We start from the raw sequence: 24318 nt of genomic DNA, 5'->3' as shown, positions 1-24318 counted from the left end.
GCAGATAATTTTTTAATTATTAATATTTAGAGAGATCGATTTTCAGCACGTAGTCGGGCTTCACACCTGTCATTTTTTCCGACTGTTTGACGCTGACGTACAGGGTGTTAGCATCTGCCGAGAGCGCCAGGCTGTTAGGTAATGCATTGGTTTCAATGCTTTGTTTTACCTGGTAGGTCTTGCTGTTCACAATGCTGATGCGTTTAGCATTACGGTGGGTGATATAAACTTCCTGGCGTTTTTCGTTATATATCACTGCCAGCGAGTTAATAACCTTAATTGGTGCAATAACCTTACCGGTATTAAGATCAACAACCAGTACGTCCGCTAAATCCGGATCGGTCAGGAATGCGCGGTTATTTTTTGCATCCAGGGCAATATTCAGGAAAAAATGTTTTTTATCTGGCTCAATGGTAAAGCGATTAATAATTTGATGGTTGTTGGTATCCAGCGTAATAAGCTCGTTTCGGCCATTCACAACATACAGGCGGTTCTTATTTGCATCCACGGCCATGCCGGTCGGGTACTGGCCCATGTTCTCGAGGGTGGCGATTTTCTCGCGCTTTTGTGTGTCCACCACCCAGACTATGCCCTTGTCAGCCACGCCGGAAACGTACAGACGGTGGTGCTGTTTATCGAGCACCATTTCACGCGTATGAACAATATCTTTCGGGTTTTTGGCTTCGCTCAGTTGCAGTATCGCCAGCTCTTTACCGCTGCGGGTATCGACTAGCGTTACTGAACCTTCCAGCGTGTTGCCGACATACAGCACCTGGTTTTCTTCATCCAGCGCGGTGGCAAAGGCACGACGACTGGTGTCGATGACTTCAGTCGTCGTGAGTTTCTCCAGATCGAGTTTGTAGATAAGCCCGCTAGTTTTATCTTTATCAAACGACGGCGACGAGGCGACAAAAAGTGCATTCTGCTGGCTATCAACCGCCAGCTCATACACGCCGTTACCGACATCGCGGGTCAGAAAATCTTTCTCAGGTAGCGTCTGCGCCACGCTGGACAGGCTGGTAAATAACAGCGCCGTGGTGAGTGCCACGCAGGAATAGCGTTTCAGGGACTTCACATTGTGGAGGTTCATTGACTTTTATTCACATTTATTTACATTATGAGAATGATAATGAGATCTAATCTCATTCGCAATTAAGATAAATGAAATGTGACTACCCAATCTGGTAGGTCAAAAAGAAAACAGCGAAGGGGAGAGGTGGTAGAACGTAGAAATTTAAAAACCCTTACTAACCAGAGACTGGCGTTCAGGGTTTTAAGCTAACGCGAACTTACTTCTTCGCGCGCTCGAAAGAAGCAACGATTTCAGCTTTAGCGGCTTCAGCGTTGTCCCAACCGTCAACTTTCACCCATTTGCCCGCTTCGAGATCTTTGTAGTGTTCGAAGAAGTGGGTGATCTGTGCTTTCAGCAGTTCCGGCAGGTCGGTCACATCTTTGATGTGATCGTATTCTTTGCTCAGCTTAGTGTGCGGAACCGCAACCAGTTTCGCATCTTCACCGGATTCGTCAGTCATTTTCAGCACGCCAACCGGACGGCAGCGGATCACTGAACCTGGCTCCAGCGGGTACGGAGTCGGGACAAGAACGTCTACCGGGTCACCGTCCAGAGACAGGGTGTGGTTGATGTAACCGTAGTTGCACGGATAGAACATCGCGGTGGACATGAAGCGGTCAACGAACAGGGCGCCGCTCTCTTTGTCAACTTCGTATTTGATCGGATCTGCGTTGGCAGGGATCTCGATAACAACGTAGATATCTTCCGGCAGATCTTTACCGGCAGGGACGTTGAGTAAGCTCATGTCTGTTTCCTTTAAATAAGCTATGGCAAACAAGTGGCGGGTATTATAGCCAACTCGCGCTGAATGTCTCCGCTTGTTTTCGCTTTCTCTGCGCTCATTTTCTTCTTTTTACCCCTCTCTCGTGACAGAAAAATCCATATCTTCAGCCGCATTTTTCATAGCGGGATGAAAGCGATTACAAAGTTGTGATTAACGTTTTATTTACTTTTTTGAAGTGTGATGTAACGCAATTCGTTACATGCTCAATTGTCTATAGTTTTTTCGCGACGGTTTATTAACCAACAATAATCACCCTACGAGGACGCACTTATGTGGAAGCGCTTACTTTTAGTCACAGCAGTTTCGGCAGCCATGTCGTCTATGGCAATGGCAGCCCCTTTAACCGTAGGATTTTCGCAAGTTGGCTCTGAATCCGGCTGGCGCGCCGCAGAAACCAACGTTGCGAAAAGCGAGGCTGAAAAGCGTGGTATTACGCTGAAAATCGCTGACGGCCAGCAAAAGCAGGAAAACCAGATTAAAGCAGTTCGCTCATTTGTTGCGCAGGGCGTTGACGCCATCTTTATTGCGCCGGTCGTGGCAACGGGTTGGGAACCGGTTTTAAAAGAAGCTAAAGATGCCGACATTCCGGTCTTTTTGCTCGATCGTTCCATCGATGTAAAAGACAAATCTCTCTATATGACCACGGTCACTGCCGACAACGTGCTGGAAGGTAAATTGATCGGCGACTGGTTGATTAAACAAGTGAACGGCAAGCCGTGTAACGTCGTTGAGCTGCAAGGGACCGTCGGGGCCAGCGTGGCCATCGATCGTAAAAAAGGGTTTGCTGAAGCCATCGCCAGCGCACCAAACATTAAGATTATCCGCTCACAGTCCGGCGACTTCACCCGCAGTAAAGGGAAAGAAGTGATGGAGAGCTTTATCAAAGCGGAAAACAATGGCAAGAACATCTGCATGGTTTACGCCCATAACGATGACATGGTGATCGGGGCAATCCAGGCGATTAAAGAAGCGGGCCTGAAACCCGGCAAAGATATTCTGACCGGTTCCATCGACGGCGTACCGGATATCTACAAAGCAATGATTGACGGTGAAGCCAACGCCAGCGTCGAGCTGACGCCGAATATGGCAGGCCCGGCATTCGACGCGCTGGAGAAATTCAAAAAAGACGGCACGATGCCTGAAAAGCTGACCATTACCAAGTCGATCCTCTATCTGCCGGATACGGCGAAAGAAGAGTTAGAGAAGAAGAAAAACATGGGCTACTAGTTTTGCTGCCGGTCTTCCGTAGGCCTGATGGCGTTGCGCTTATCAGGCCTACGAAAAGGCCGTGATTTCGTACCGGAGGAATGCCATGACCACCGACCCCCATCAGGAAATCCTCCGCACCGAAGGATTAAGCAAATTCTTTCCCGGCGTCAAAGCGCTGGATAACGTGGATTTCAGCTTGCGTCGCGGTGAGATTATGGCGCTGCTGGGAGAAAACGGAGCCGGTAAATCGACGCTAATCAAAGCGCTGACCGGTGTTTACCATGCCGATCGCGGCACGATCTGGCTCGAAGGCCAGCCTATCTCCCCCAAAAATACTGCCCATGCCCAGCAGTTGGGGATCGGTACCGTGTATCAGGAAGTGAACCTGCTGCCCAATATGTCGGTAGCGGATAACTTGTTTATTGGCCGTGAACCGCGGCGTTTTGGCCTGCTGCTGCGCAAGCAGATGGAAAAACGCGCGACGGAGTTGATGGCGTCATACGGTTTTTCCCTCGACGTGCGCGAGCCGCTGAACCGCTTTTCCGTGGCGATGCAGCAGATCGTCGCCATCTGTCGGGCGATCGATCTCTCCGCGAAAGTGCTGATCCTCGATGAGCCCACCGCCAGTCTTGATACCCAGGAGGTAGAAATGCTGTTCGGCCTGATGCGGCATCTGCGCGATCGGGGCGTCAGTCTGATCTTCGTTACCCACTTCCTCGATCAGGTCTATCAGGTCAGCGATCGCATTACCGTCCTGCGTAACGGCGGCTTCGTTGGCTGCCGTGAAACCTGCGAACTGCCACAGATCGAACTGGTCAAAATGATGCTGGGTCGCGAACTGGATACCCATGCGCTACAGCGTGCGGGCCGTACGTTGCTGAGTGATAAACCAGTGGCGGCCTTTAGCGACTTTGGCAAGAAAGGCACCATCGCGCCGTTTGATCTACAGGTGCGCCCTGGTGAGATCGTCGGTCTCGCTGGACTGCTGGGATCCGGGCGAACGGAAACGGCGGAGGTGATCTTCGGTATTAAACCCGCCGACAGCGGCAGTGCGCTGATCAAAGGCAAAGCGCAGACCTTGCGATCGCCGCATCAGGCTTCGTGTCTGGGGATCGGCTTCTGTCCGGAAGATCGCAAAACGGATGGTATTATCGCCGCCGCCTCGGTGCGGGAAAACATCATTCTGGCATTACAGGCGCAGCGTGGCTGGCTGCGGCCTATTCCGCGGAAAGAACAAAATGAGATTGCCGAGCGTTTTATCCGCCAGCTCGGAATTCGCACCCCCAACGCTGAACAGCCGATCGAATTCCTCTCCGGCGGCAATCAGCAAAAAGTATTGCTCTCGCGCTGGTTACTGACCAAACCGCAGTTCCTGATCCTCGATGAACCTACGCGTGGGATCGACGTCGGCGCGCATGCCGAGATCATCCGCCTGATCGAAACGCTGTGCGCGGATGGTCTGGCGCTGCTGGTGATTTCATCCGAACTGGAAGAGTTAGTGGGCTATGCCGATCGGGTCATTATTATGCGCGATCGCAAACAGGTGGCTGAGATCCCGCTGGCTGAACTGTCCGTGCCGGCGATCATGAACGCCATTGCGGCCTAAGGAGACTATGGTGATGCCTCAATCTCTCCCTCAATCCACTCCGCCGCAACGGCGATTCCGCTGGCCAAAGGGCATGCCACAACTGGTGGCGCTACTGCTGGTACTGCTGGTGGATAGCCTGGTCGCGCCGCACTTTTATCAGGTGATTTTGCAAGATGGTCGGCTGTTCGGTAGCCCGATTGATATTCTCAACCGTGCCGCCCCCGTGGCGCTGTTAGCGATTGGCATGACGCTGGTGATTGCCACCGGCGGCATCGACCTTTCCGTAGGCGCCGTCATGGCCATTGCCGGTGCCACCACCGCGGCGATGACGGTAGCCGGGCACAGTCTGCCAGTGGTGCTGCTTGCCGCCTTAGGCTCCGGCATTCTGGCAGGGTTATGGAACGGCATTCTGGTGGCAATCCTAAAAATCCAACCGTTCGTTGCCACGCTAATCCTGATGGTGGCCGGACGCGGAGTGGCGCAGCTTATCACCTCCGGGCAGATCGTCACCTTCAACTCGCCCGAACTGTCGTGGTTTGGCAGCGGCTCGCTCTTACTGTTCCCCACGCCAGTGATCATTGCCCTGCTAACGCTGGTGGTGTTCTGGCTACTGACGCGTAAAACGGCGCTGGGGATGTTTATTGAAGCGGTAGGCATCAACATTCGTGCGGCAAAAAACGCCGGGGTGAACACGCGCATTATCGTGATGCTCACCTATGTGCTGAGCGGTCTGTGTGCGGCTATCGCCGGCATTATCGTCACGGCGGATATCCGCGGGGCAGATGCCAATAACGCCGGATTGTGGCTGGAACTGGATGCCATCCTGGCGGTAGTCATCGGCGGCGGCTCGCTGATGGGCGGGCGCTTTAATCTGCTGCTGTCGGTGATCGGGGCATTGATTATTCAGGGCATGAACACCGGGATTTTACTGTCGGGCTTCCCGCCAGAACTAAATCAAGTGGTCAAAGCCGTGGTGGTGTTGTGTGTGCTGGTCGTGCAATCACAACGCTTTATCAGCCTGATAAAAGGAGTGCGTGGTCATGATAAAACGTAATTTACCGCTGATGATCACCCTCGGCGTGTTTGTGCTGGGTTACCTCTACTGCCTGACACAGTTTCCGGCTTTTGCTTCAACCAGAGTTATCTGCAATATCCTGACCGATAACGCTTTTCTGGGCATCATCGCCGTGGGCATGACCTTCGTGATTCTCTCTGGCGGGATCGACCTGTCCGTTGGCTCGGTGATCGCGTTTACCGGCGTATTTCTGGCGAAGGCCATTGGCTACTGGGGTATATCTCCGCTGTTGGCGTTTCCCCTGATTCTGCTGATGGGCTGTGCGTTTGGCGCGTTTATGGGGTTACTGATTGATGCGCTGAAGATCCCGGCATTCATTATTACCCTGGCGGGAATGTTCTTCCTGCGCGGCGTCAGCTATCTGGTGTCTGAAGAGTCGATCCCAATTAACCATCCGGTTTATGACATGCTCTCAAGCCTGGCATGGAAAATTCCCGGCGGCGGTCGCCTGAGTGCAATGGGATTGCTGATGCTGGCGGTAGTCGTCATTGGCATATTCCTGGCGCACCGTACGCGCTTTGGTAATCAGGTTTACGCGATTGGCGGCAACGCCACCTCTGCCAACCTGATGGGGATCTCAACCCGCAGCACGACCATCCGTATCTATATGCTGTCGACCGGGCTTGCGACGCTTGCTGGCATTGTCTTTTCAATTTACACCCAGGCGGGTTATGCGCTGGCGGGCGTCGGCGTTGAGCTGGATGCGATTGCCTCAGTCGTGATTGGCGGAACCCTGTTGAGCGGCGGGGTCGGTACGGTGTTAGGAACGTTGTTTGGTGTCGCCATTCAGGGGTTGATCCAGACCTACATTAATTTTGATGGCACATTAAGTTCCTGGTGGACGAAGATCGCGATTGGCATTTTATTGTTTATTTTTATTGCCTTACAGCGCGGCCTGACGGTACTTTGGGAAAATCGTCAAAGCTCGCCAGTAACCAGAGTGGGGACGGCGGCAACACCAAAGTAACATCCTGATTTTTCAATAAACATTTAAATACCTAAACTTTTTCCGGTTGTAGTCGATAGGTTCTGTACAGGTCTGTTTTAACCCTACAACCGGAAATATAACGATGCCAAAATCCCTTTCAATTCGATCAAGTTTGTTGGTGTTATTGTCTCTGCTGACGTTCCTTCTGTTGCTGACCGGCGGTATGGGGCTGTATGCCTCTACCCGTATCATTACTTCGTTGATTTACCACGGTATTATGAGTGCCTCGATGTTGGCTGCCCTCGCGTTGCTGGCGGTGATTTGGTTCATGTTGCGAAATAAGTTTATCAAGCCGCTGGATAATATGGTTGAGCAACTGGAACGCCTGGCGACGGGGGATTTGTCGCCGGTTACCTCGCTGTCGGCCAGCGCCGAATTCAACCGTCTGAACGCGGCAATGGATAAAATGCGCCATGCGCTGGGCGACTCGGTACAGCGTGTCCGTGATGCCAGTTTACAAATTGATATTGGTAGCCGTGAGCTGACGGCCGGGAACCAGCATCTGGCGCAACGTACTGAATCGACAGCCACTTCGCTGGAGCAGACCGCCGCCAGTATGGAAGAACTCACGGCGACCGTGAAACAGAATGCGCAAAACGCGGAACAGGCACACCAGTTGGCAAAATCGGTGTCGGATACCGCCGATCGCGGCAGTGAGATGGTGTGCTATGTGATTGAGAAAATGCGCGATATTTCCGGCAGTTCCAGCCGAATCGCCGACATCCTCAGCGTAATCGACGGTATTGCTTTCCAGACCAATATCCTGGCGCTCAATGCTTCTGTTGAAGCGGCGCGTGCCGGTGAGCAAGGGCGGGGCTTTGCGGTCGTTGCAGGTGAAGTGCGTAATCTGGCCAGCCGCAGCGCCGAGGCGGCAAAAGAGATCCGCACGTTAATCAGCGATTCACACACCCACGTGGGAGAAGGCAGCGAGCTGGCGCAGCAGGCGGGCGAAACCATGGATGAGATTGCCAATGAAGTGATGCGCATGACCAAACTGATGCGTGAAATTGCCAGCGCGTCGCAGGAACAGAGTCGCGGCATTGAGCAGGTGAATATCGCGGTGATTCAGATGGATGAAACGGCGCAGCAAAATGCGGCGCTGGTACAGCAATCTTCAGCGGCTACCCGCTCGCTGGAAGAGCAGTCACATGCGCTGCTCGAAGCAATGGCGGCGTTTAAAGTACAAACGGCGTAGGGGATAAATTTGCCGGATGATGGCGTTAACACGTCTCATCCGGCAAAGCGTATTACGCGTCCGGGAATTCGCGGATAAAGCGTTCTACATCTTCAACCATATGGTCGTTACCTACGAAGAAGGAGCGACGCTGGTGCAGGCTTTCCGGGGTGATATCCAGAATGCGTTCTTTACCATCGCTCGCTTTGCCGCCCGCCTGCTCGGCCAGGAAGGCCATCGGATTGCATTCGTACAGCAGACGCAGCTTCCCTTGCGGGTGGCTGGCGGTGCTTGGGTACAGGTAGATCCCGCCTTTGAGCAGATTACGATGGAAATCCGCAACCAGAGAGCCAATGTAGCGCGAGGTGTACGGGCGCTGAGTTGACTTATCTTCTTCCTGGCAGAATTTAATGTACTTCTTCACGCCGTTCGGGAATTTAATGTAGTTGCCTTCGTTAATGGAGTACGTGCTGCCTTTCGCCGGGAAGCGCATACGTTCCTGGCTGAGGCAGAATACGCCCAGAGAAGGATCGTAGGTGAAGGCGTGTACGCCACAGCCGGTGGTATACACCAGCATGGTGGAAGAACCATAAACAACGTAGCCCGCAGCAACCTGCTTGTTGCCTGGTTGCAGGAAATCCTCTTCCGTGACCGGCGTGCCGACTGGGGTTACGCGGCGATAAATAGAGAAAATCGTACCGACAGAGACGTTAACATCGATGTTGGATGAGCCATCCAGAGGATCCATCAGCACAACATATTTTGCGTGTTCACAGCCTTCAAAGACGACGATTTCATCTTCTTCTTCCGAGGCAATGCCCGCCACAATGTCGCGCGCCTTCAGTGCAGCTTTCAGTTTTTCGTTCGCGAACAGATCGAGTTTTTGCTGAACCTCTCCCTGCACGTTCTCAGCACCGCTGGCACCCAGGATATCGACCAGACCGGCCTTGTTGATATCGCGGTGGATGATCTTGGCGCCCAGCTTTATTGCCGACAACAAAGCAGTGAGTTCACCGGTAGCATGAGAAAACTCGTGCTGCTTTTCGACAATAAATTCACCTAACGTTTTCATAACACTTTCCCTGCAATTTATGTGGAGTAAAGCGACCGCAACAATATTAACAAATATTTCCATTGCCGCGCTTAGGTGAATCGCGCCAGCAAACTACGGAATATCCTGAAATGCGTTTCTCACTTGCCGGACATGTGCGTAAAATGGCCCCCAGATTAAAAAAGGATAGTGACGTATGCGCATTCATATTTTGGGAATTTGTGGCACTTTTATGGGCGGTCTGGCGATGCTGGCGCGCTCACTCGGTCATGAAGTAACCGGTTCGGACGCCAATGTGTATCCGCCGATGAGTACCTTACTTGAGAAGCAAGGCATTGATCTGATTCAGGGTTACGATGCCAGCCAGCTCGATCCGCAGCCGGACCTGGTGATCATTGGCAATGCCATGACCCGGGGTAATCCGTGTGTGGAAGCGGTGCTGGAAAAGAACATTCCGTACATGTCCGGCCCGCAGTGGCTGCATGACTTTGTACTGCGCGATCGTTGGGTACTGGCGGTTGCGGGGACGCACGGCAAAACCACCACCGCCGGAATGGCGACCTGGATCCTCGAAGCCTGCGGCTATAAGCCTGGCTTTGTGATCGGCGGAGTACCGGGTAACTTTGAGGTTTCCGCGCGCCTGGGTGAGAGCGACTTCTTCGTTATTGAAGCGGATGAGTACGATTGCGCCTTCTTCGATAAGCGTTCTAAATTCGTACATTACTGCCCGCGTACGCTGATCCTCAACAACCTTGAGTTCGATCACGCTGATATCTTTGACGATCTGAAAGCGATCCAGAAACAGTTCCACCACCTGGTGCGTATCGTGCCGGGCCAGGGACGCATTATCTACCCGGAAAACGACATCAATCTGAAACAGACGATGGCGATGGGCTGCTGGAGCGAACAAGAGCTGGTTGGTGAACAAGGTCACTGGCAGGCGAAAAAGCTGACCACTGATGCATCCGAATGGGAAGTGTGGCTGGACGGTGAAAATGTTGGCGTGGTGAAGTGGGGCCTGGTAGGCGAGCACAACATGCACAACGGTCTGATGGCGATTGCTGCCGCGCGCCATGTTGGCGTCGTGCCTGCAGATGCAGCCAATGCGCTGGGCTCGTTCATCAACGCCCGTCGTCGTCTTGAGCTGCGCGGCGAAGCCAATGGCGTGACGGTGTATGACGATTTCGCCCATCACCCAACGGCCATTCTGGCAACGCTTGCGGCGCTGCGCGGTAAAGTGGGTGGCACGGCGCGCATCATCGCGGTGCTGGAACCACGCTCGAACACCATGAAAATGGGCCTGTGCAAAGATGACCTGGCGCCGTCGCTAGGGCGTGCGGACGAAGTGTTCCTGCTGCAACCCCCGCATATTCCGTGGCAGGTAGCAGAAGTCGCTGAAGCCTGCGTTCAGCCTGCGCACTGGAGCGGCGATGTGGATGCGCTGGCAGATATGGTGGTGAAAACTGCACAGCCTGGCGATCACATCCTGGTGATGAGTAACGGCGGGTTTGGTGGCATCCATCAAAAACTGCTGGATGGCCTGGCGAAGAAAGCCCAGGCAGAAGAAGAGTAAAAAAAATGCCCGGTGGCGCTACGCTTACCGGGCTTACGATCCGTTGTGGGCCGGATAAGGTGTTTACACCGTTATCCGGCACTTTCTCAGGAGCACGATCTCCGTTGCCATCCGGCCTTCTGGTTACGCCATACTTCTCAACGGAATGGGAAGCCTCCATATGGAAATTTATAACTCAGATCGCAGAAATTAATTTCTAAATCATAAAATCTATTTCCGCTTTTCCCTTGCTAATATCCCCTCGAGAGCCAATGTGGCGTAAGTGCCACATAATAAAAGGTGCGCTCCATGCGAAAAAATTTAACCAATAATGAACTGCGAGTTTATAAATTCTGTCAGGAGAATCCTGCTGATGTTTATAAAATGAAAATTCATGAACTGGCAGATCGCGTTTATACTACCGCGCCATCTATTTCTAAGTTGGTAAAGAAATTAGGCTTTAATAATTTCCAGGAGTTTAAGGTCAACATTCGGGACGTATTCTCCAGATCGCAAAACTCGCAGCACCATAACGCGTTTGTTAGCGAATATATACAAGAAATGCAGGATGCTTTAACCAGAGTGTCTGAGAATAAAGTCAAAGTCTTTTGTGATTTTTTGTCCGACTGCAATACGATTATCACCTGGGGATACGGTACATCAGATAGCGTGGCGAACTATGTTAGCTATAATCTGATGGTGCTGGGCTTTAATATCCTCAATGAAACAGACTACACCAACTGTAATGTCCGCAGCCGCTTTCTGACCGCTAACGATTGTATGCTGATTGTTTCCAACAGCGGTGAGTCAGAAATGCTGGAAGAGATAATTTTTAATGCCAGAAAAAACGGCATCAAGGTGGCCGCGATTACCAGCCGGGAAAACTCTACGCTGGCGCTTAAGGCCGATGCAGTCTTGATCTACAAAAACGCCATTATTAAAGATACTGCTTTCGAAAATATAAGCTATCCGATCCAGATAGCCATCGTAGATATTATGCTTTTCCATTTATCCAATGTCAGAAAAGTGTCGTTGAAATTTAATTCAAAAGTAGAAGACTAATGAAAAAACTAAAACTCGTGGTGATTGGCGCGGGTAGCAGCTATACGCCAGAACTGATTGAAGGGGTAATTAAAAACTACCACCAGCTTCCCATCTCTCACATCGCTTTTGTCGACGTTGAAATGGGTAAAGAGAAAATGAACATCATTTTCGATCTCACCAAAAGAATGCTTGCCAAAGCAAATTTACCAATTGATGTCATCCAAACTTTTGACCGCAAAACAGCGCTGCTGGGTGCCGACTTCGTGGTGACTCAACTGCGCGTCGGTGGTATCGATGCCCGAATCGTTGATGAAAAACTGCCGAAGTCATACGGTTTTATTGGCCAGGAAACCAATGGCGCGGGCGGGATGTTCAAAGCTCTGCGCACCATTCCGGTCATCATTGAAATAGCGAATGAAATGAAGGCGATTTGTCCAAACGCCTGGCTGATTAACTTCACCAATCCAGCTTCCATGGTGACAGAAGCGGTACTCAAATACAGCCACAACAATCGGGTTATCGGCCTGTGCAATGGTCCTGTCAATATGACCCATCAGGTGGCCGGGCTGCTGAATGCCAACGTAGAGGATTTATACGTCGAGTTCAAAGGCTCCAACCATATGAACTTTATTACCAAAATTTTGCATAACGGCGTCGACCGTACCCGTGAAACCATCGAGATAATCAACGCCGCTGACGTCGATGCATTGAGCTTTAAAAACATCAGCAATGAGCAGTTTAATAAAGAGCTGCTGGCCGCCACCAATCTGATCCCCTCTTCCTATTTAAAATACTACCTCAAGACGACTGAAATGCTGGCCGAGCAGGAAGCAGCCGAGCAATCACGGGGTGAGATCGGCTTTGTTGAATAAATCGAACTTTTGCTGAGTTGAAGGATCAGATCACGTATCTTCCCGACAACGCAGACCGTTCCGTGGCAAAGCAAAAGTTCAAAATCACCAACTGGCCCACCTACAATAAAGCCCTCATCAACCGTGGCTCCATAACTTTCTGGCTGGATGATGAAGCTATTCAGGCCTGGTATGAGTCAGCAACACCTTCTTCACGAGGCAGACCTCAGCGCTATTCTGACCTTGCCATCACGACTGTGCTGGTCATTAAACGCGTATTCAGGCTGACCCTGCGCGCTGCGCAGGGCTTTATTGATTCCATTTTTTCTCTGATGAACGTTCCGCTACGCTGCCCGGATTACAGCTGTGTCAGCAGGCGGGCAAAGTCGGTTAATGTCAGTTTCAAAACGCCCACCCGGGGTGAAATCGCACACCTGGTAATTGATTCCACCGGGCTGAAGGTCTTCGGTGAAGGCGAGTGGAAAGTCAAAAAGCATGGCCAGGAACGCCGCCGTATCTGGCGTAAGCTGCATCTCGCCGTTGACAGTAAAACACATGAAATCATCTGCGCTGACCTGTCGCTGAACAACGTTACGGACTCAGAGGCCTTCCCCGGGTTAATCCGGCAAACCCACCGGAAAATCAGGTCAGCCGCCGCCGATGGCGCTTACGATACCCGGCTATGTCACGATGAACTGCGGCGTAAGAAAATCAGCGCGCTTATCCCTCCCCGAAAAGGTGCGGGTTACTGGCCCGGTGAATATGCAGACCGTAACCGTGCAGTGGCTAATCAGCGAATGACCGGGAGTAATGCGCGGTGGAAATGGACAACAGATTACAACCGTCGCTCGATAGCGGAAACGGCGATGTACCGGGTAAAACAGCTGTTCGGGGGTTCACTGACACTGCGTGACTACGATGGTCAGGTTGCAGAGGCTATGGCCCTGGTACGAGCGCTGAACAAAATGACGAAAGCAGGTATGCCTGAAAGCGTGCGTATTGCCTGAAAACACAACCCGCTACGGGGGAGACTTACCCGAAATCTGATTTATTCAACAAAGCCGGTGAGATCGTCAAAAATATCGAAGCCGAACTGTTTAAAAAATACAGCGACGTTACGCTTCAGGATAAGCCTAAAGAGCTGGAAGCCCGCGGCGGTGCGCTTTATTCCACCGCCGCGCTGAACGTTATTCGCGCTATTTACCTCGACGATAAGAGCATTCAAACCGTCAACGTTCGTAACGGCGGTGCTATCACTAATTTACCGGAAGAGGCGGTAGTTGAAGTGAACTGTGTGATTACCCGTAATGGCCCGATTCCGATATGTACTGGCGAGATCCCATCTCCTGCGAAAGGGATTGTTTCCATGATGAAAGACTATGAATCGCAGATCGTCAAAGCCGCCGCCACCGGCGATTATCAAGCGCTTATTTCTGGCTTTATTTTCAACCCATTATGCTCAAGCGACACTTCGGGTGTGGCGTTAGTCAAAGAGATGCTGCTGGCCAATAAAAAGTATCTTCCTTTATTCGCCAAAAAGATTGAATCACTTTAATAGCGAGAAGAAACGGATGAAATGTACAACGTTTGATACCAATGCCGCGCTGGCTGAACAGGTCGTTAGTGAGCTATCCGCGCTCAAACCACATTCTCGCGTGCTGATCCCCTCCGGTAGCACGCCTCACTGGATTTACGAAGCACTGGCAGCGACACCGTTTGCCGAACGCCTTACCTTCTTTGCGCTGGATGAGTGGGTCAACGTGCCCAGCGAATCAGATGGCAGCTGCCTGAACATGATTAATCAGGACTTTGTGCACAAATGTGCCTATCCGGTGCGGTTAGTCCATTTCAATCCGTTTGCCTCTACGGCACAAAATATTGCCCATTACCAAACTGCGCTCAACGGTGAAGAGTTTGACTATATAATTCTGGGCGTGGGAATGAACGGGCATATCGGCTTAAACGAGCCGGGCGTGCCGTTTGATGAGGATTATCTACAAACTCAACTGGATGACGTAACAATTAACGTCGCCAGCCATAAATACTTCTCCGGAGATGTCACCCTCACCGAGGGTATTACCGTCGGGCTGAATAAAATCATCAAAGCTGGAAAGGTGATTGTCATCATCAACCACGATACGAAAAAAGATATTTATCAGGAGATTGTTAACGGCGATGCGCACCACACTCAGGTTCCTGCCATCTATATCAAGCAGTTCCCGCAGGTTAATTATTACGTGACAAAAAACCTTATAGGGTAAGCGGGCATGAGCATAACCTCTTTACTCGAACAAAAGATGTTGCCACTGGCCGAGAAAATCTCGTCAAACATCTACCTGACCGCACTAAAAAATGCGTTTATTGCCCTGATTCCCTTTTTGATTGTCGGTTCATTTTTCGTATTGTTAACCAACTTTCCTGTTAACGGCTATCACGAGTTTATGAGTTCGCTGTTAGGGGAAGGCGTGCTGGATAAGCTCAATTACGGGATTAACGCCAGCTACGGATTAATGACGCTGATGGTGATTATCACCTTCTCAAAGGAGTTAGTTGAAAAGCTTAATCTCAGCCAAAGTTCCGCTATTTTACCGGTGGCGATCTTCTTCTTAATGTCGCCTGGTCATATTACGACAGGATCGGGAGAAATCGTCGCCGATGCTTACGCGCTGCTCGACTTTAGCTCTGAATCGATGTTCTTAGGGATTATCGTTACTGTGGTCACCATCAAGGTGGTTCAGTTTCTGGAAAACAGGGCTTTTACCATCAAGATGCCTGCGAGTGTCCCGCCAGAGATTGCCAGGTCGTTTAAATCGCTGGTACCTATCTTCTTGGTGCTACTGTTCTGGATTATCGTCAAGGTGCTGTTTGAGAACACGCCTTTTGGTACGCCGGGGAAATTTATCAGCGTCATGCTGCAACAGCCGTTGCTGTATCTGGGGAATTCCCTCTTATCGCAACAGCCGTTGCTGTATCTGGGGAATTCCCTCTTATCGCAACTGATTGCTGAGATGATGATCAGTTTCTTCTGGTTCTTTGGGATCCATGGCGACTCTATCATGACATCCGTAATGGGGCCTATCTGGCAAACGCTCAGTGCGCAGAACCTGGCGCAAACTCAGGCCGGGCTGGTAGCGACCAACATCATTACTCAGCAGTTCAGGGATGTCTATTTGATTGCCGGCGGTACGGGTTTTACCGGGGCACTGTTGATTAGCATCTTTATGGTTGCCAAAAGTACGCGATTAAAGCAGCTCTCACGGCTGGCGGCACCGGCGGCAATTTTTAACATTAATGAGCCGGTTATTTTTGGTTTGCCAATCGTGCTTAATCCGCTGATGCTTATCCCGTTTATCATTACCCCAATGGTGCTGTGTACGGTTACTTATGTGGTTATCGCATTCGGCTGGGTTCCCCCCACCTCTGGTATCTCCATTCCCTGGACAACGCCGATCTTTATTTCTGGTTTCCTCACCACCGGGATTTCAGGCATTGTTTTACAGGCCGTGAATCTGGTTATCGCCACCGCGATTTATACACCGTTCGTGAAGATTTTAGATAAGCAGTATCTGCATGAAGAGAGCCTGTCAGAGAACGCTATGGGCGAAATGCAGCCCCAGCAGTAAGAGCACAGAATCCAGGCCGGATGAAGTATTTACATCATCCGGCACTTTCTGCAGACGAAGAGATTAGATTTCGTTTTCCGCCAGTTCACGCAGATACTGGAAAATCTGACGTGCTGATTTCGGCGGCTTGTTGCCTTCTTGCTCTTTCTTCGCATTGCGAACCAGAGAACGAAGCTGCTGGCGATCGGCGTTTGGCCACAGATTCAGCACTTCCGCTACCGCATCATCACCTTCGGCGATCAGGCGATCGCGCAGTTGCTCAAGCTTGTGAAACAGTACAACCTGTTGGTTGTGACGGTTTTTCAGCTTGTCCAGCGCCTGACGGATAGGATCAACATCGCGCTGGCGCAACATTTTGCCAATCAGCTGCAGCTGGCGGCGGCGACCTTCCATCTTAATACGCTGGGCCAACTCAATCGCGGCACGTAAATCCGCGTCGAGCGGGATTTTATCCAGCGCGTTTTTCCCCAGTTTTACCAGTTCCACACCCAGGTGTTTTAACTCCTCGGCGTCACGTTTTATTTCACTTTTACTAACCCAGATAATTTCATCGTCTTCGTCTTCGATGTCATCACCGGGAACGTCGTCGAGCCAGTCTTCGGGCTGCTTAGTCATGTCAGGCTCCTTAAAAAAAGAGGCTAATGTTACCAGTTAAGATGCGCACTGAAAAACGGTTCTCTGTTAGACTTCAGAGAAACTCTCTCTACATTATGGCATTTGCGATGAAAGTAATCTCACAAGTTGAAGCGCAGCGTAAGATTCTGGAAGAAGCGGTCTCGACGGCACTGGAATTAGCGTCAGGTAAGTCGGATGGCGCGGAAGTCGCTGTGAGCAAGACCACGGGTATTAGCGTCAGCACCCGTTATGGTGAAGTGGAGAACGTAGAATTCAATAGCGATGGCGCGCTGGGGATTACGGTTTATCACCAAAACCGTAAGGGCAGCGCATCGTCCACCGATTTAAGCCCGCAGGCGATTGCACGTACCGTGCAGGCCGCGCTGGATATTGCACGTTACACCTCACCGGACCCGTGCGCGGGCGTGGCAGATAAAGAACTGCTGGCCTTTGATGCGCCCGATTTGGATCTGTTCCACCCGGCGGAAGTTTCCCCTGACGAAGCTATCGAACTGGCAGCCCGCGCTGAACAGGCGGCGCTACAGGCCGATAAGCGTATCACCAATACCGAGGGTGGCAGTTTTAACAGCCACTACGGCATCAAAGTGTTTGGTAACAGTCACGGGATGCTGCAGGGCTACTGCTCCACGCGTCATTCTCTTTCCAGCTGCGTCATCGCGGAAGAAAATGGCGATATGGAGCGTGATTACGCCTACACCATTGGCCGGGCGATGGGCGATCTGCAAACGCCGGAATGGGTGGGGGCAGATTGTGCTCGCCGCACCTTATCTCGCCTCTCTCCGCGTAAACTTTCCACCATGAAAGCGCCGGTGATTTTTGCCAACGAAGTGGCGACTGGGCTGTTCGGACATCTGGTCGGTGCGATTGCCGGTGGTTCGGTGTACCGTAAATCCACCTTCCTGCTCGACTCGCTGGGCAAACAAATTCTGCCGGAATGGCTGACTATTGAAGAACATCCGCACCTGCTGAAAGGGCTGGCGTCGTCGCCGTTCGACAGCGAAGGCGTACGGACCGAACGCCGTGACATTATTAAAGACGGCGTGCTGACCCAATGGCTGCTGACCAACTATTCCGCACGTAAGCTGGGACTGAAGAGCACCGGTCATGCGGGCGGGATCCACAACTGGCGAATTCCGGGACAGGGTCTAAGCTTCGAGCAGTTGCTCAAAGAGATGGGCACAGGTCTTGTGGTTACCGAGCTGATGGGGCAGGGCGTAAGCGGCATTACCGGCGATTACTCGCGCGGCGCGGCGGGTTTTTGGGTCGAAAACGGCGAAATTCAGTATCCGGTGAGTGAAATTACCATCGCCGGGAACTTAAAAGAGATGTGGCGCAATATTGTGACCGTAGGCAACGATATTGAAACGCGCAGTAATATTCAGTGTGGTTCGGTATTGTTACCGGAGATGAAAATCGCCGGGCAATGATACTCGTTAAGGCGTTAATTTTTTAATAATAAAAAAGGAAGTGAGCAATGCGTAAACACCTGTTAGCGATCGTCGCGGCTTCAACGCTGGTTCTTGGTTCTTCTGCGTTTGCAGCCGATCTCGAAGATGACATGGGGATCCTCAACGACAACCTGAAGATCGTCGAAAAAACGGACAATGCGACTGAACTGAAAGACGCGTTGACCAAAATGCGTGCAGCCGCGCTGGATGCTCAAAAGGGAACGCCACCGAAGCTGGAGAGCAAATCCCCGGACAGTGCGGAGATGAAAGATTTCCGCCACGGCTTTGACACGCTGATCGGTCAGATTGACGGCGCGCTTAAACTGGCGAACGAAGGTAAAGTCAAAGAGGCGAAAGCCGTTGCGGAAGACCTGAAAAAAACGCGCAACGAAAACCACAAGAAGTTCCGCTAATCTACTCTTTCCGGCCTGCATAACCGTAGGCCGGATAAGACGCTGCGCCCCTGCATCCCATAAGTAAACGCTATCCCCATCACATTTTTTCATTTTTATCGTCCATTCATTGTTCGCATTTCCTTCCATTTTGCTGCTCACTCTTGCGATCTCAATCACATTCTTCCAGTGATTAATCGTGGTCCCGGCCCTTTTTGCGGCACAGATCACTATCGCTGCGCCCCTTTCCACTTCGAAGTGGAAAACAACTCGCTACAAACTTTTAACCCCCGCCGCTAAGTTAACCTCAGAGCCACTAGTGGGGTAAGACGAGTGAATAACGGAGCTGTAATGAATGACATGGGGGAATCGGTGGAACTGGCCGACCGCATGCTGGCGCAGGTGTATGCCTTGCTGCGTGAACGCCACATTATTCCCAACGCTGTACAGGAACAGATGCTGACGTCGCATGTTCGCGCCATGGCGCACCGCTCGGTAACGGGTGAACCCTTACCAGAAGTCGATGCCAGCTTGTTTGATGAAATTTCTGCCGAATCAATGGCGCTTGCCCGTGACGTGGTCGCTGAGTTTGGCAATCTTCCTGAGGAAGAGGCCTGGCTGCTGTCGGTGCACTTCGAAGTCGCGAAAGACAACCTTTAAGGAGCAAAAGATGGAACAGATTACCGTAGTGATTGGCGATCGTCTGGGTAAAGGCCAGAAGGTGGCGGCAGGCGTTGAGAAAGCGGGCGGCCGTGCGGTTGTGGTGCCGGGCGTTGCGGCTGATATGAAGCTGGGTGACGTGATGAAAGCGGAAAACGCCACCTTTGGCATCTCGTTTTGCGGCAGTGGCGGCGCGGGTGCGATTACCGCGCAGACCAAATACGGCTACAAGGCGAAATACGGCATGCGCTCGGTTGATGAAGGGGTCACTGCCATCAACGAAGGTTGCAACGTGCTGGGGTTCGGTTTTATGGACAAAGAAGAACTCGGTGAGCGCCTGGTACAGGCGTGGCAAAAGAAACACGGCGCTTAAGCATGAAAGAACAATTCACCACCACGGTGAGAGTCACTGGCAAGGGCGAGGCCAAAGCGCGCGCCTTTGCCGATGCCCTGAACCACGTTCAGGCAGCGGTGATGAAAGCGTCGCCGCATATCTTACTGCGTATTGAGCCACAGGATGTGCAGGTTGTTCAAGCGCGTGAATCGGTGCGCAAAGAGGCATTTTTATTCCTCTTTTTGCGCCGGGAAAGACGCACCTTCAGCGTGGAGCTGGACGTGACCGTCAACGTGACTGCCATCAATCTCGACAAGGTGGATTTCGTTACGCAACGCTGATTCTTTATTAAAAGGCATAATTATGTTCCTGATAATATTAATAAAATCGCTCATCATCGGCGGCCTGGTTGGCGTCGGTGTCGGCGCTGGGGCTGCACGCATGTTTCATGCGCCTACCACTCAAGGGATGGGCGCGTTTCGTACTCTGGGAGAACTGAATTCCTGCGAAGGGGATCCGGCTTCTCACTTCTCGTTCGGCCTGGGCTTCTTCTTTAACGCCTGGGCTTCCTCCGTTGCGGCGGGGGCGTTCACTCAGGACGTCGACCATCGCATCATCCCCAACTGGGGCGCTGCTGCGCTGATGGTAAAAAACCGCAACGTCGGTGAAACGCTGCACGATCCCAAGCGCATGGCGATTGCCTGCGGCGTTATCGGGATGATCGTCGTGACCTTCCTGAACCTCACGGCGTCATCCGTACCGGAAGCGTTGCAGGTGACCGCCGTCAAGGTGCTGGTGCCTGCGGCTAACCTGCTGGTTAACACCGTGATGCCAGTGATCTTCTGGCTGGCCGCGATCGATGCCGGTAAAAAATCAGGCTTCTGGGCCACCGTCTTTGGCGGCGCGGCGCAGCTGATTATGGGCAACGCCGTTCCGGGTCTGGTCCTTGGCATTCTGATCGGTAAAGGCGTGGAAGAGAGCGGCTGGAACCACGTCACTAAAGTGATGATGGTGGCTATCGTCGCGCTGTTTGTCCTGAGCGGCTTCTTCCGCGGCTTCGACATGAAGATGATCGAATCCTTCCATCTGACCGTGCCTAACTGGCTCGAACTTATCCACAACTCGCTCAGCGGCAAATAACGGAGGCCATCATGGAACAGAATAAAGGTTTTTGGTTCGCTGACTGGTCGTTCCCGATCTTCGTTGGCCTGCTCTCCTCTGGCGTATTTGCCGGAACGCACATGTACTACCTGTACGGTATTGGCGCATTTAACGAAGTCGCTTTTGTGGCGATGCTGAAGGCGGGAATGGACACCGGCTCCTACGGGGCGGTGGCGGCATTTGGTGCAAGCTTCCTGTTTGCCCGCATCATTGAAGGTTCGCTGGTGGGGATTCTGGATATTGGCGGGGCTATTCAGACCGGGGTCGGGTTAGGTGTTCCGGCGCTGCTGCTGGGCGCAGGTATTATCTTCCCGGTTGCCAACTTCGCAGCGTCGCTGGTCACCGGTCTGGTGATTGGTCTGGCGATTGGCTACATCATTATTCTGGCGCGTAAGTTCACCATCAATCAGAGCGACTCGACCTACGGTGCGGATGTCATGATGGGGGCCGGTAACGCCTCCGGCCGCTTCCTCGGACCATTGATTATCCTCAGCGCGATGACGGCGTCTATCCCTATCGGCATCGGTTCACTGGCGGGCGCGCTGCTGTTTTACCTGTGGCAGAAACCGATCACCGGCGGGGCGATCCTTGGGGCGATGATCCTCGGGTCCATCTTCCCGATTGCCATTAGCTAACTGTTGATTTGTAGGCCGGATGAGGCGGTTGCGCCGCCATCCGGCAAAGGAGAGAGCGATGTTTGATTTACACCTGCGCCGTGCGCGCCTCGTTGACGATACGGTGAGCGATATTGCGCTCAAAGACGGCAAAATTGCAGCGTTGGGCGACGTTGCTGGCCCGGCGCTGAAAACCATCGAACTGGGCGGCGAGTACTACGTCAGCGCAGGTTGGATTGATTCCCACGTTCACTGCTACCCGAAATCCCCGATTTATCACGACCAGCCGGACAGCGTCGGTATAGCTACCGGCGTTACTACGGTGGTGGATGCGGGCAGTACCGGGGCGGATGATATCGATGATTTTTATACCCTGACCCGGGAAGCGACCACCGAAGTGTATGCGCTGCTGAATATTTCCCGCGTTGGGCTTATCGCCCAGAACGAGCTGGCTAATATGGCCAACATTGACGCTGATGCGGTGCGACAGGCGGTGAAGCGCCATCCTGATTTTATCGTCGGCCTGAAGGCGCGCATGAGCAGCAGCGTGGTCGGTGAAAACGGCATTACGCCGCTGGAGCGCGCCAAAGCGATGCAAGCGCAGAACGGAGACCTGCCGCTGATGGTGCACATCGGCAACAATCCGCCGGATCTGGATGAGATCGCCGAACGCCTGACCGCGGGCGACATCATTACCCACTGCTACAACGGTAAGCCGAACCGCATTCTGACGCCGCAAGGCGAGCTGCGGGCGTCAGTGACGCGGGCGATTTCACGCGGTGTGCGTCTGGACGTTGGGCATGGCACCGCCAGCCTGAGCTTTGCGGTGGCAAAACGCGCTATCGGTCTGGGGATTTTGCCGCACACCATCAGCTCCGATATTTATTGTCGCAACCGTATCAGCGGCCCGGTGTATTCCCTGGCGAATGTGATGTCGAAATTTCTCGCCATTGGGATGTCGCTCCCGCAGGTCATTGAGTGCGTTACTGCCAATGCCGCCGATGGTCTGCGCCTGAAACAGAAAGGGCGGCTGCAGGTTGGTCTGGATGCCGATTTAACCCTCTTTACGCTTAAGCGCCAGCCAACCGTGCTGGTAGATGCAGAAAACGACAGCCTGCAGGCTGAACAACTGCTGGTGCCGCTTGCCGCAATACGTGCGGGCAAGGGCTATATGACCGAACAAGGGAGCGCGGAACATGCCTTCGATTTTTGAGAAATACAATTTAAAACAGGTGATTAACACCTCAGGCCGCATGACGGCGCTCGGCGTTTCTACGCCACGACCAGAAGTGGTTCAGGCCGCAATGGCGGGGATGAATCAATATTTTGAGATGAAAGACCTTGTCAATAAGACCGGTGACTACATTGCGAAATTGCTGGAGGTGGAAGGGGCAACCGTCGTCTCCTGCGCTTCGGCCGGAATCGCCCTGTCAGTGGCTGGAGTGCTGGTTAAGGACAGCGACTGGCTGCTGGAGAACCTGCACGTCGCGCCGATCGAGAACAACGAAATCGTGCTGCCCAGAGGCCACAACGTCAACTTTGGCGCTCCGGTTGGCACCATGGTGGCGCTCGGCGGCGGCAAGCTAGTGGAAGCGGGTTATGCCAACGAATGTTCCGCCGCTCAGCTGGCGGCGGCCATTACGCCACGCACGGCGGCCATTCTGTATATCAAATCTCACCACTGCGTCCAGAAAAGCATGCTCAACGTGGAACAGGCTGCGGTGGTGGCGCGTACGCATAATCTGTCGCTAATCGTGGATGCGGCAGCGGAAGAGGATTTGCAGTGCTACTACCGGGTTGGTGCGGATCTGGTGATTTATAGCGGTGCGAAGGCGATTGAAGGGCCAACCAGCGGCCTGGTGATTGGCAAAACCCAATACGTTGAGTGGGTGAAGCGCCAGACCGCGGGGATTGGCCGGGCGATGAAGGTGGGCAAAGAGGGGATTCTTGGCCTGACCTGCGCCATCGAACTGTATCTGAACGCGCAGAAAGAGAGCGGCGCGGAGATGGTCGAGAAAATGACGCCGTTCATTAATGCGTTAAACCAGCTTCACGGCGTAAGCGCCCGCGTGGTGTGGGACAGTGCAGGGCGCGACATCGCGCGCACGGAAATTAAGTTTGACGAAGCGGCAACCGGCATCGCCACAGGTGAACTGGTCGACGCGCTCAAACAGGGAGAGTACGCGATTTACTTCCGTGGTTACAAAGCTAACGAAGGCATTATCGAAGCCGATGTGCGCAGCGTGGATCGCGCGCAACTGGAGATTGTGGCCCGTCGAATTGGTGAAGTGATTTTGCAGGAGAAAAAAGCATGAAACTGACCCCTAACTTTTATCGCGACCGCGTCTGCCTGAACGTGCTGGCGGGCTCCAAAGAAAATGCCCGGGATATTTACGCGGCGGCGGAAGGACACGTGCTGGTCGGTGTGTTGTCAAAAAATTACCCGGATGTCGCAAGCGCGGTCGCGGATATGCGTGAATACGCAGCGCTTATCGACAATGCCCTCTCCGTGGGGCTGGGGGCGGGCGATCCCAACCAGTCGGCGATGGTCAGTGAAATCTCCCGTCAGGTGCAGCCACAGCATGTTAATCAGGTCTTTACCGGCGTGGCGACCAGCCGCGCGCTGCTGGGTCAGCAGGAGACGGTGGTCAACGGTCTGGTCTCGCCAACTGGCACACCGGGCAGGGTGAAAATCTCCACCGGTCCGCTGAGCAGCCAGATGCCGGACGGCATTGTGCCGGTAGAAACCGCGATTGCGTTGCTCAAAGACATGGGGGGGAGCTCGATTAAATACTTCCCAATGGGCGGCCTGAAGTGCCGTGAGGAATACATTGCAGTTGCCCAGGCCTGCGCCCGCCATGACTTCTGGCTGGAGCCAACTGGCGGTATCGATCTGGATAATTTCACTGAAATTTTGCAGATCGCCCTGGATGCCGGAGTGAGCAAAATCATTCCTCACATCTATAGTTCGATTATTGATAAGGTGAGTGGTAACACCCGACCGGACGACGTGCGCCAGCTGATGGCGATGACCCGGGCCTGCGTAGGCTAACTGACTGATG

General features: G+C 52.7%; 26 protein-coding genes. 22 read left to right on the top strand and 4 right to left on the bottom strand.

Annotated elements, in window-relative coordinates:
- Positions 1-19: 19 nt before the first annotated feature.
- Both yncE and ppa read right to left on the bottom strand, forming a co-directional pair.
- Positions 20-1090: a 7-bladed beta-propeller protein YncE gene (gene yncE, locus HV314_RS22215; RefSeq protein ID WP_181546748.1), complete on the bottom strand. Its 1071-nt coding sequence runs from the start codon at positions 1088-1090 to the stop codon at positions 20-22.
- A 199-nt stretch (positions 1091-1289) separates the two neighbouring features.
- Positions 1290-1817 (bottom strand): inorganic diphosphatase, encoded by a 528-nt coding sequence (ppa, locus tag HV314_RS22210; protein WP_003025726.1) that lies wholly within the window; start codon positions 1815-1817, stop codon positions 1290-1292.
- Positions 1818-2126: 309 nt separating this feature from the next.
- Here ppa and ytfQ point away from each other — a divergent pair, with 309 nt between their 5' ends.
- From ytfQ to HV314_RS22185, 5 genes are all read left to right on the top strand, one after another.
- Positions 2127-3083, top strand: coding sequence for a galactofuranose ABC transporter substrate-binding protein YtfQ (gene ytfQ, locus HV314_RS22205; RefSeq protein WP_016155532.1), 957 nt, complete (start codon positions 2127-2129; stop codon positions 3081-3083).
- A gap of 85 nt (positions 3084-3168) precedes the next feature.
- A complete protein-coding gene (ytfR, locus tag HV314_RS22200; protein WP_153646577.1) occupies positions 3169-4671 on the top strand; it encodes a galactofuranose ABC transporter, ATP-binding protein YtfR in 1503 nt (500 codons plus the stop codon).
- Between the two features lie 13 nt (positions 4672-4684).
- Positions 4685-5707, top strand: a complete 1023-nt coding sequence (ytfT, locus tag HV314_RS22195; protein ID WP_149381767.1) for a galactofuranose ABC transporter, ATP-binding protein YtfT — start codon at positions 4685-4687, stop codon at positions 5705-5707.
- The gene (gene yjfF, locus HV314_RS22190; protein ID WP_016151457.1) at positions 5694-6695 is read left to right on the top strand and encodes a galactofuranose ABC transporter, permease protein YjfF; all 1002 of its coding nucleotides are present in this window, start codon (positions 5694-5696) and stop codon (positions 6693-6695) included. Before ytfT ends, yjfF begins: the two co-directional genes overlap by 14 nt.
- Positions 6696-6798: 103 nt before the next feature.
- A complete protein-coding gene (locus tag HV314_RS22185; protein WP_181546746.1) occupies positions 6799-7911 on the top strand; it encodes a methyl-accepting chemotaxis protein in 1113 nt (370 codons plus the stop codon).
- A 52-nt stretch (positions 7912-7963) separates the two neighbouring features.
- On the opposite strand, the gene fbp is transcribed toward HV314_RS22185, so the two are convergent.
- Complete coding sequence (gene fbp, locus HV314_RS22180) at positions 7964-8962, bottom strand: class 1 fructose-bisphosphatase (RefSeq protein WP_016155536.1); 999 nt, start codon at positions 8960-8962, stop codon at positions 7964-7966.
- Positions 8963-9137: 175 nt separating this feature from the next.
- On the opposite strand from fbp, the gene mpl reads away from it, so the two are divergent.
- The 7 genes from mpl (at position 9138) to HV314_RS22145 (ending at position 16011) form a co-directional block, all read left to right on the top strand.
- Positions 9138-10514, top strand: a complete 1377-nt coding sequence (gene mpl / locus HV314_RS22175; RefSeq protein WP_016151460.1) for a UDP-N-acetylmuramate:L-alanyl-gamma-D-glutamyl-meso-diaminopimelate ligase — start codon at positions 9138-9140, stop codon at positions 10512-10514.
- A 288-nt stretch (positions 10515-10802) separates the two neighbouring features.
- Entirely contained in the window at positions 10803-11555 is a 753-nt protein-coding gene (locus HV314_RS22170; RefSeq protein WP_016151461.1) for a MurR/RpiR family transcriptional regulator, read from the top strand.
- Positions 11555-12409, top strand: a complete 855-nt coding sequence (locus HV314_RS22165; RefSeq protein ID WP_239006928.1) for a family 4 glycosyl hydrolase — start codon at positions 11555-11557, stop codon at positions 12407-12409. The genes HV314_RS22170 and HV314_RS22165 overlap by 1 nt, the downstream gene beginning before the upstream one ends.
- 62 nt (positions 12410-12471) lie before the next feature.
- Positions 12472-13395, top strand: coding sequence for an IS5-like element IS903B family transposase (locus HV314_RS22160; protein WP_001118619.1), 924 nt, complete (start codon positions 12472-12474; stop codon positions 13393-13395).
- On the top strand, positions 13392-13943 hold the full coding sequence (locus HV314_RS22155; protein WP_326928857.1) for a hypothetical protein: 552 nt from the start codon (positions 13392-13394) through the stop codon (positions 13941-13943). The genes HV314_RS22160 and HV314_RS22155 overlap by 4 nt, the downstream gene beginning before the upstream one ends.
- 16 nt (positions 13944-13959) lie before the next feature.
- Complete coding sequence (locus tag HV314_RS22150; RefSeq protein ID WP_181546744.1) at positions 13960-14649, top strand: 6-phosphogluconolactonase; 690 nt, start codon at positions 13960-13962, stop codon at positions 14647-14649.
- Between the two features lie 6 nt (positions 14650-14655).
- Positions 14656-16011 (top strand): PTS sugar transporter subunit IIC, encoded by a 1356-nt coding sequence (locus tag HV314_RS22145; RefSeq protein WP_181546743.1) that lies wholly within the window; start codon positions 14656-14658, stop codon positions 16009-16011.
- A gap of 63 nt (positions 16012-16074) precedes the next feature.
- Here the strand turns inward: HV314_RS22145 and yjgA are convergent, their stop codons facing one another.
- The gene (yjgA, locus tag HV314_RS22140; protein WP_016151465.1) at positions 16075-16626 is read right to left on the bottom strand and encodes a ribosome biogenesis factor YjgA; all 552 of its coding nucleotides are present in this window, start codon (positions 16624-16626) and stop codon (positions 16075-16077) included.
- A 95-nt stretch (positions 16627-16721) separates the two neighbouring features.
- On the opposite strand from yjgA, the gene pmbA reads away from it, so the two are divergent.
- From pmbA to dagF, 10 genes are all read left to right on the top strand, one after another.
- Entirely contained in the window at positions 16722-18074 is a 1353-nt protein-coding gene (gene pmbA / locus HV314_RS22135; RefSeq protein ID WP_003830385.1) for a metalloprotease PmbA, read from the top strand.
- Between the two features lie 47 nt (positions 18075-18121).
- The gene (gene cybC, locus HV314_RS22130; protein ID WP_016155540.1) at positions 18122-18508 is read left to right on the top strand and encodes a cytochrome b562; all 387 of its coding nucleotides are present in this window, start codon (positions 18122-18124) and stop codon (positions 18506-18508) included.
- Positions 18509-18838: 330 nt separating this feature from the next.
- Complete coding sequence (locus tag HV314_RS22125) at positions 18839-19147, top strand: PRD domain-containing protein (RefSeq protein ID WP_016151467.1); 309 nt, start codon at positions 18839-18841, stop codon at positions 19145-19147.
- A gap of 10 nt (positions 19148-19157) precedes the next feature.
- On the top strand, positions 19158-19520 hold the full coding sequence (locus HV314_RS22120; RefSeq protein WP_003830384.1) for an SFCGS family glycine-rich protein: 363 nt from the start codon (positions 19158-19160) through the stop codon (positions 19518-19520).
- Positions 19521-19522: 2 nt separating this feature from the next.
- Positions 19523-19822: a DUF4312 family protein gene (locus tag HV314_RS22115; protein WP_016151468.1), complete on the top strand. Its 300-nt coding sequence runs from the start codon at positions 19523-19525 to the stop codon at positions 19820-19822.
- Positions 19823-19844: 22 nt separating this feature from the next.
- A complete protein-coding gene (locus HV314_RS22110; protein WP_005134210.1) occupies positions 19845-20621 on the top strand; it encodes a DUF4311 domain-containing protein in 777 nt (258 codons plus the stop codon).
- A gap of 11 nt (positions 20622-20632) precedes the next feature.
- On the top strand, positions 20633-21277 hold the full coding sequence (locus tag HV314_RS22105) for a DUF4310 family protein (RefSeq protein ID WP_003830379.1): 645 nt from the start codon (positions 20633-20635) through the stop codon (positions 21275-21277).
- 58 nt (positions 21278-21335) lie between these two features.
- Positions 21336-22469 (top strand): amidohydrolase/deacetylase family metallohydrolase, encoded by a 1134-nt coding sequence (locus HV314_RS22100; RefSeq protein WP_181546740.1) that lies wholly within the window; start codon positions 21336-21338, stop codon positions 22467-22469.
- Positions 22453-23571, top strand: coding sequence for a DgaE family pyridoxal phosphate-dependent ammonia lyase (locus HV314_RS22095; protein ID WP_181546739.1), 1119 nt, complete (start codon positions 22453-22455; stop codon positions 23569-23571). Before HV314_RS22100 ends, HV314_RS22095 begins: the two co-directional genes overlap by 17 nt.
- Positions 23568-24308 (top strand): 2-dehydro-3-deoxy-phosphogluconate aldolase, encoded by a 741-nt coding sequence (gene dagF, locus HV314_RS22090; protein WP_181546737.1) that lies wholly within the window; start codon positions 23568-23570, stop codon positions 24306-24308. The genes HV314_RS22095 and dagF overlap by 4 nt, the downstream gene beginning before the upstream one ends.
- Positions 24309-24318: the final 10 nt, after the last annotated feature.

The sequence above is a fragment of the Citrobacter sp. RHBSTW-00887 genome, from assembly GCF_013728095.1.
Classification (GTDB): domain Bacteria; phylum Pseudomonadota; class Gammaproteobacteria; order Enterobacterales; family Enterobacteriaceae; genus Citrobacter; species Citrobacter braakii.
This window is presented reverse-complemented; position numbering and strand designations above follow the sequence as displayed.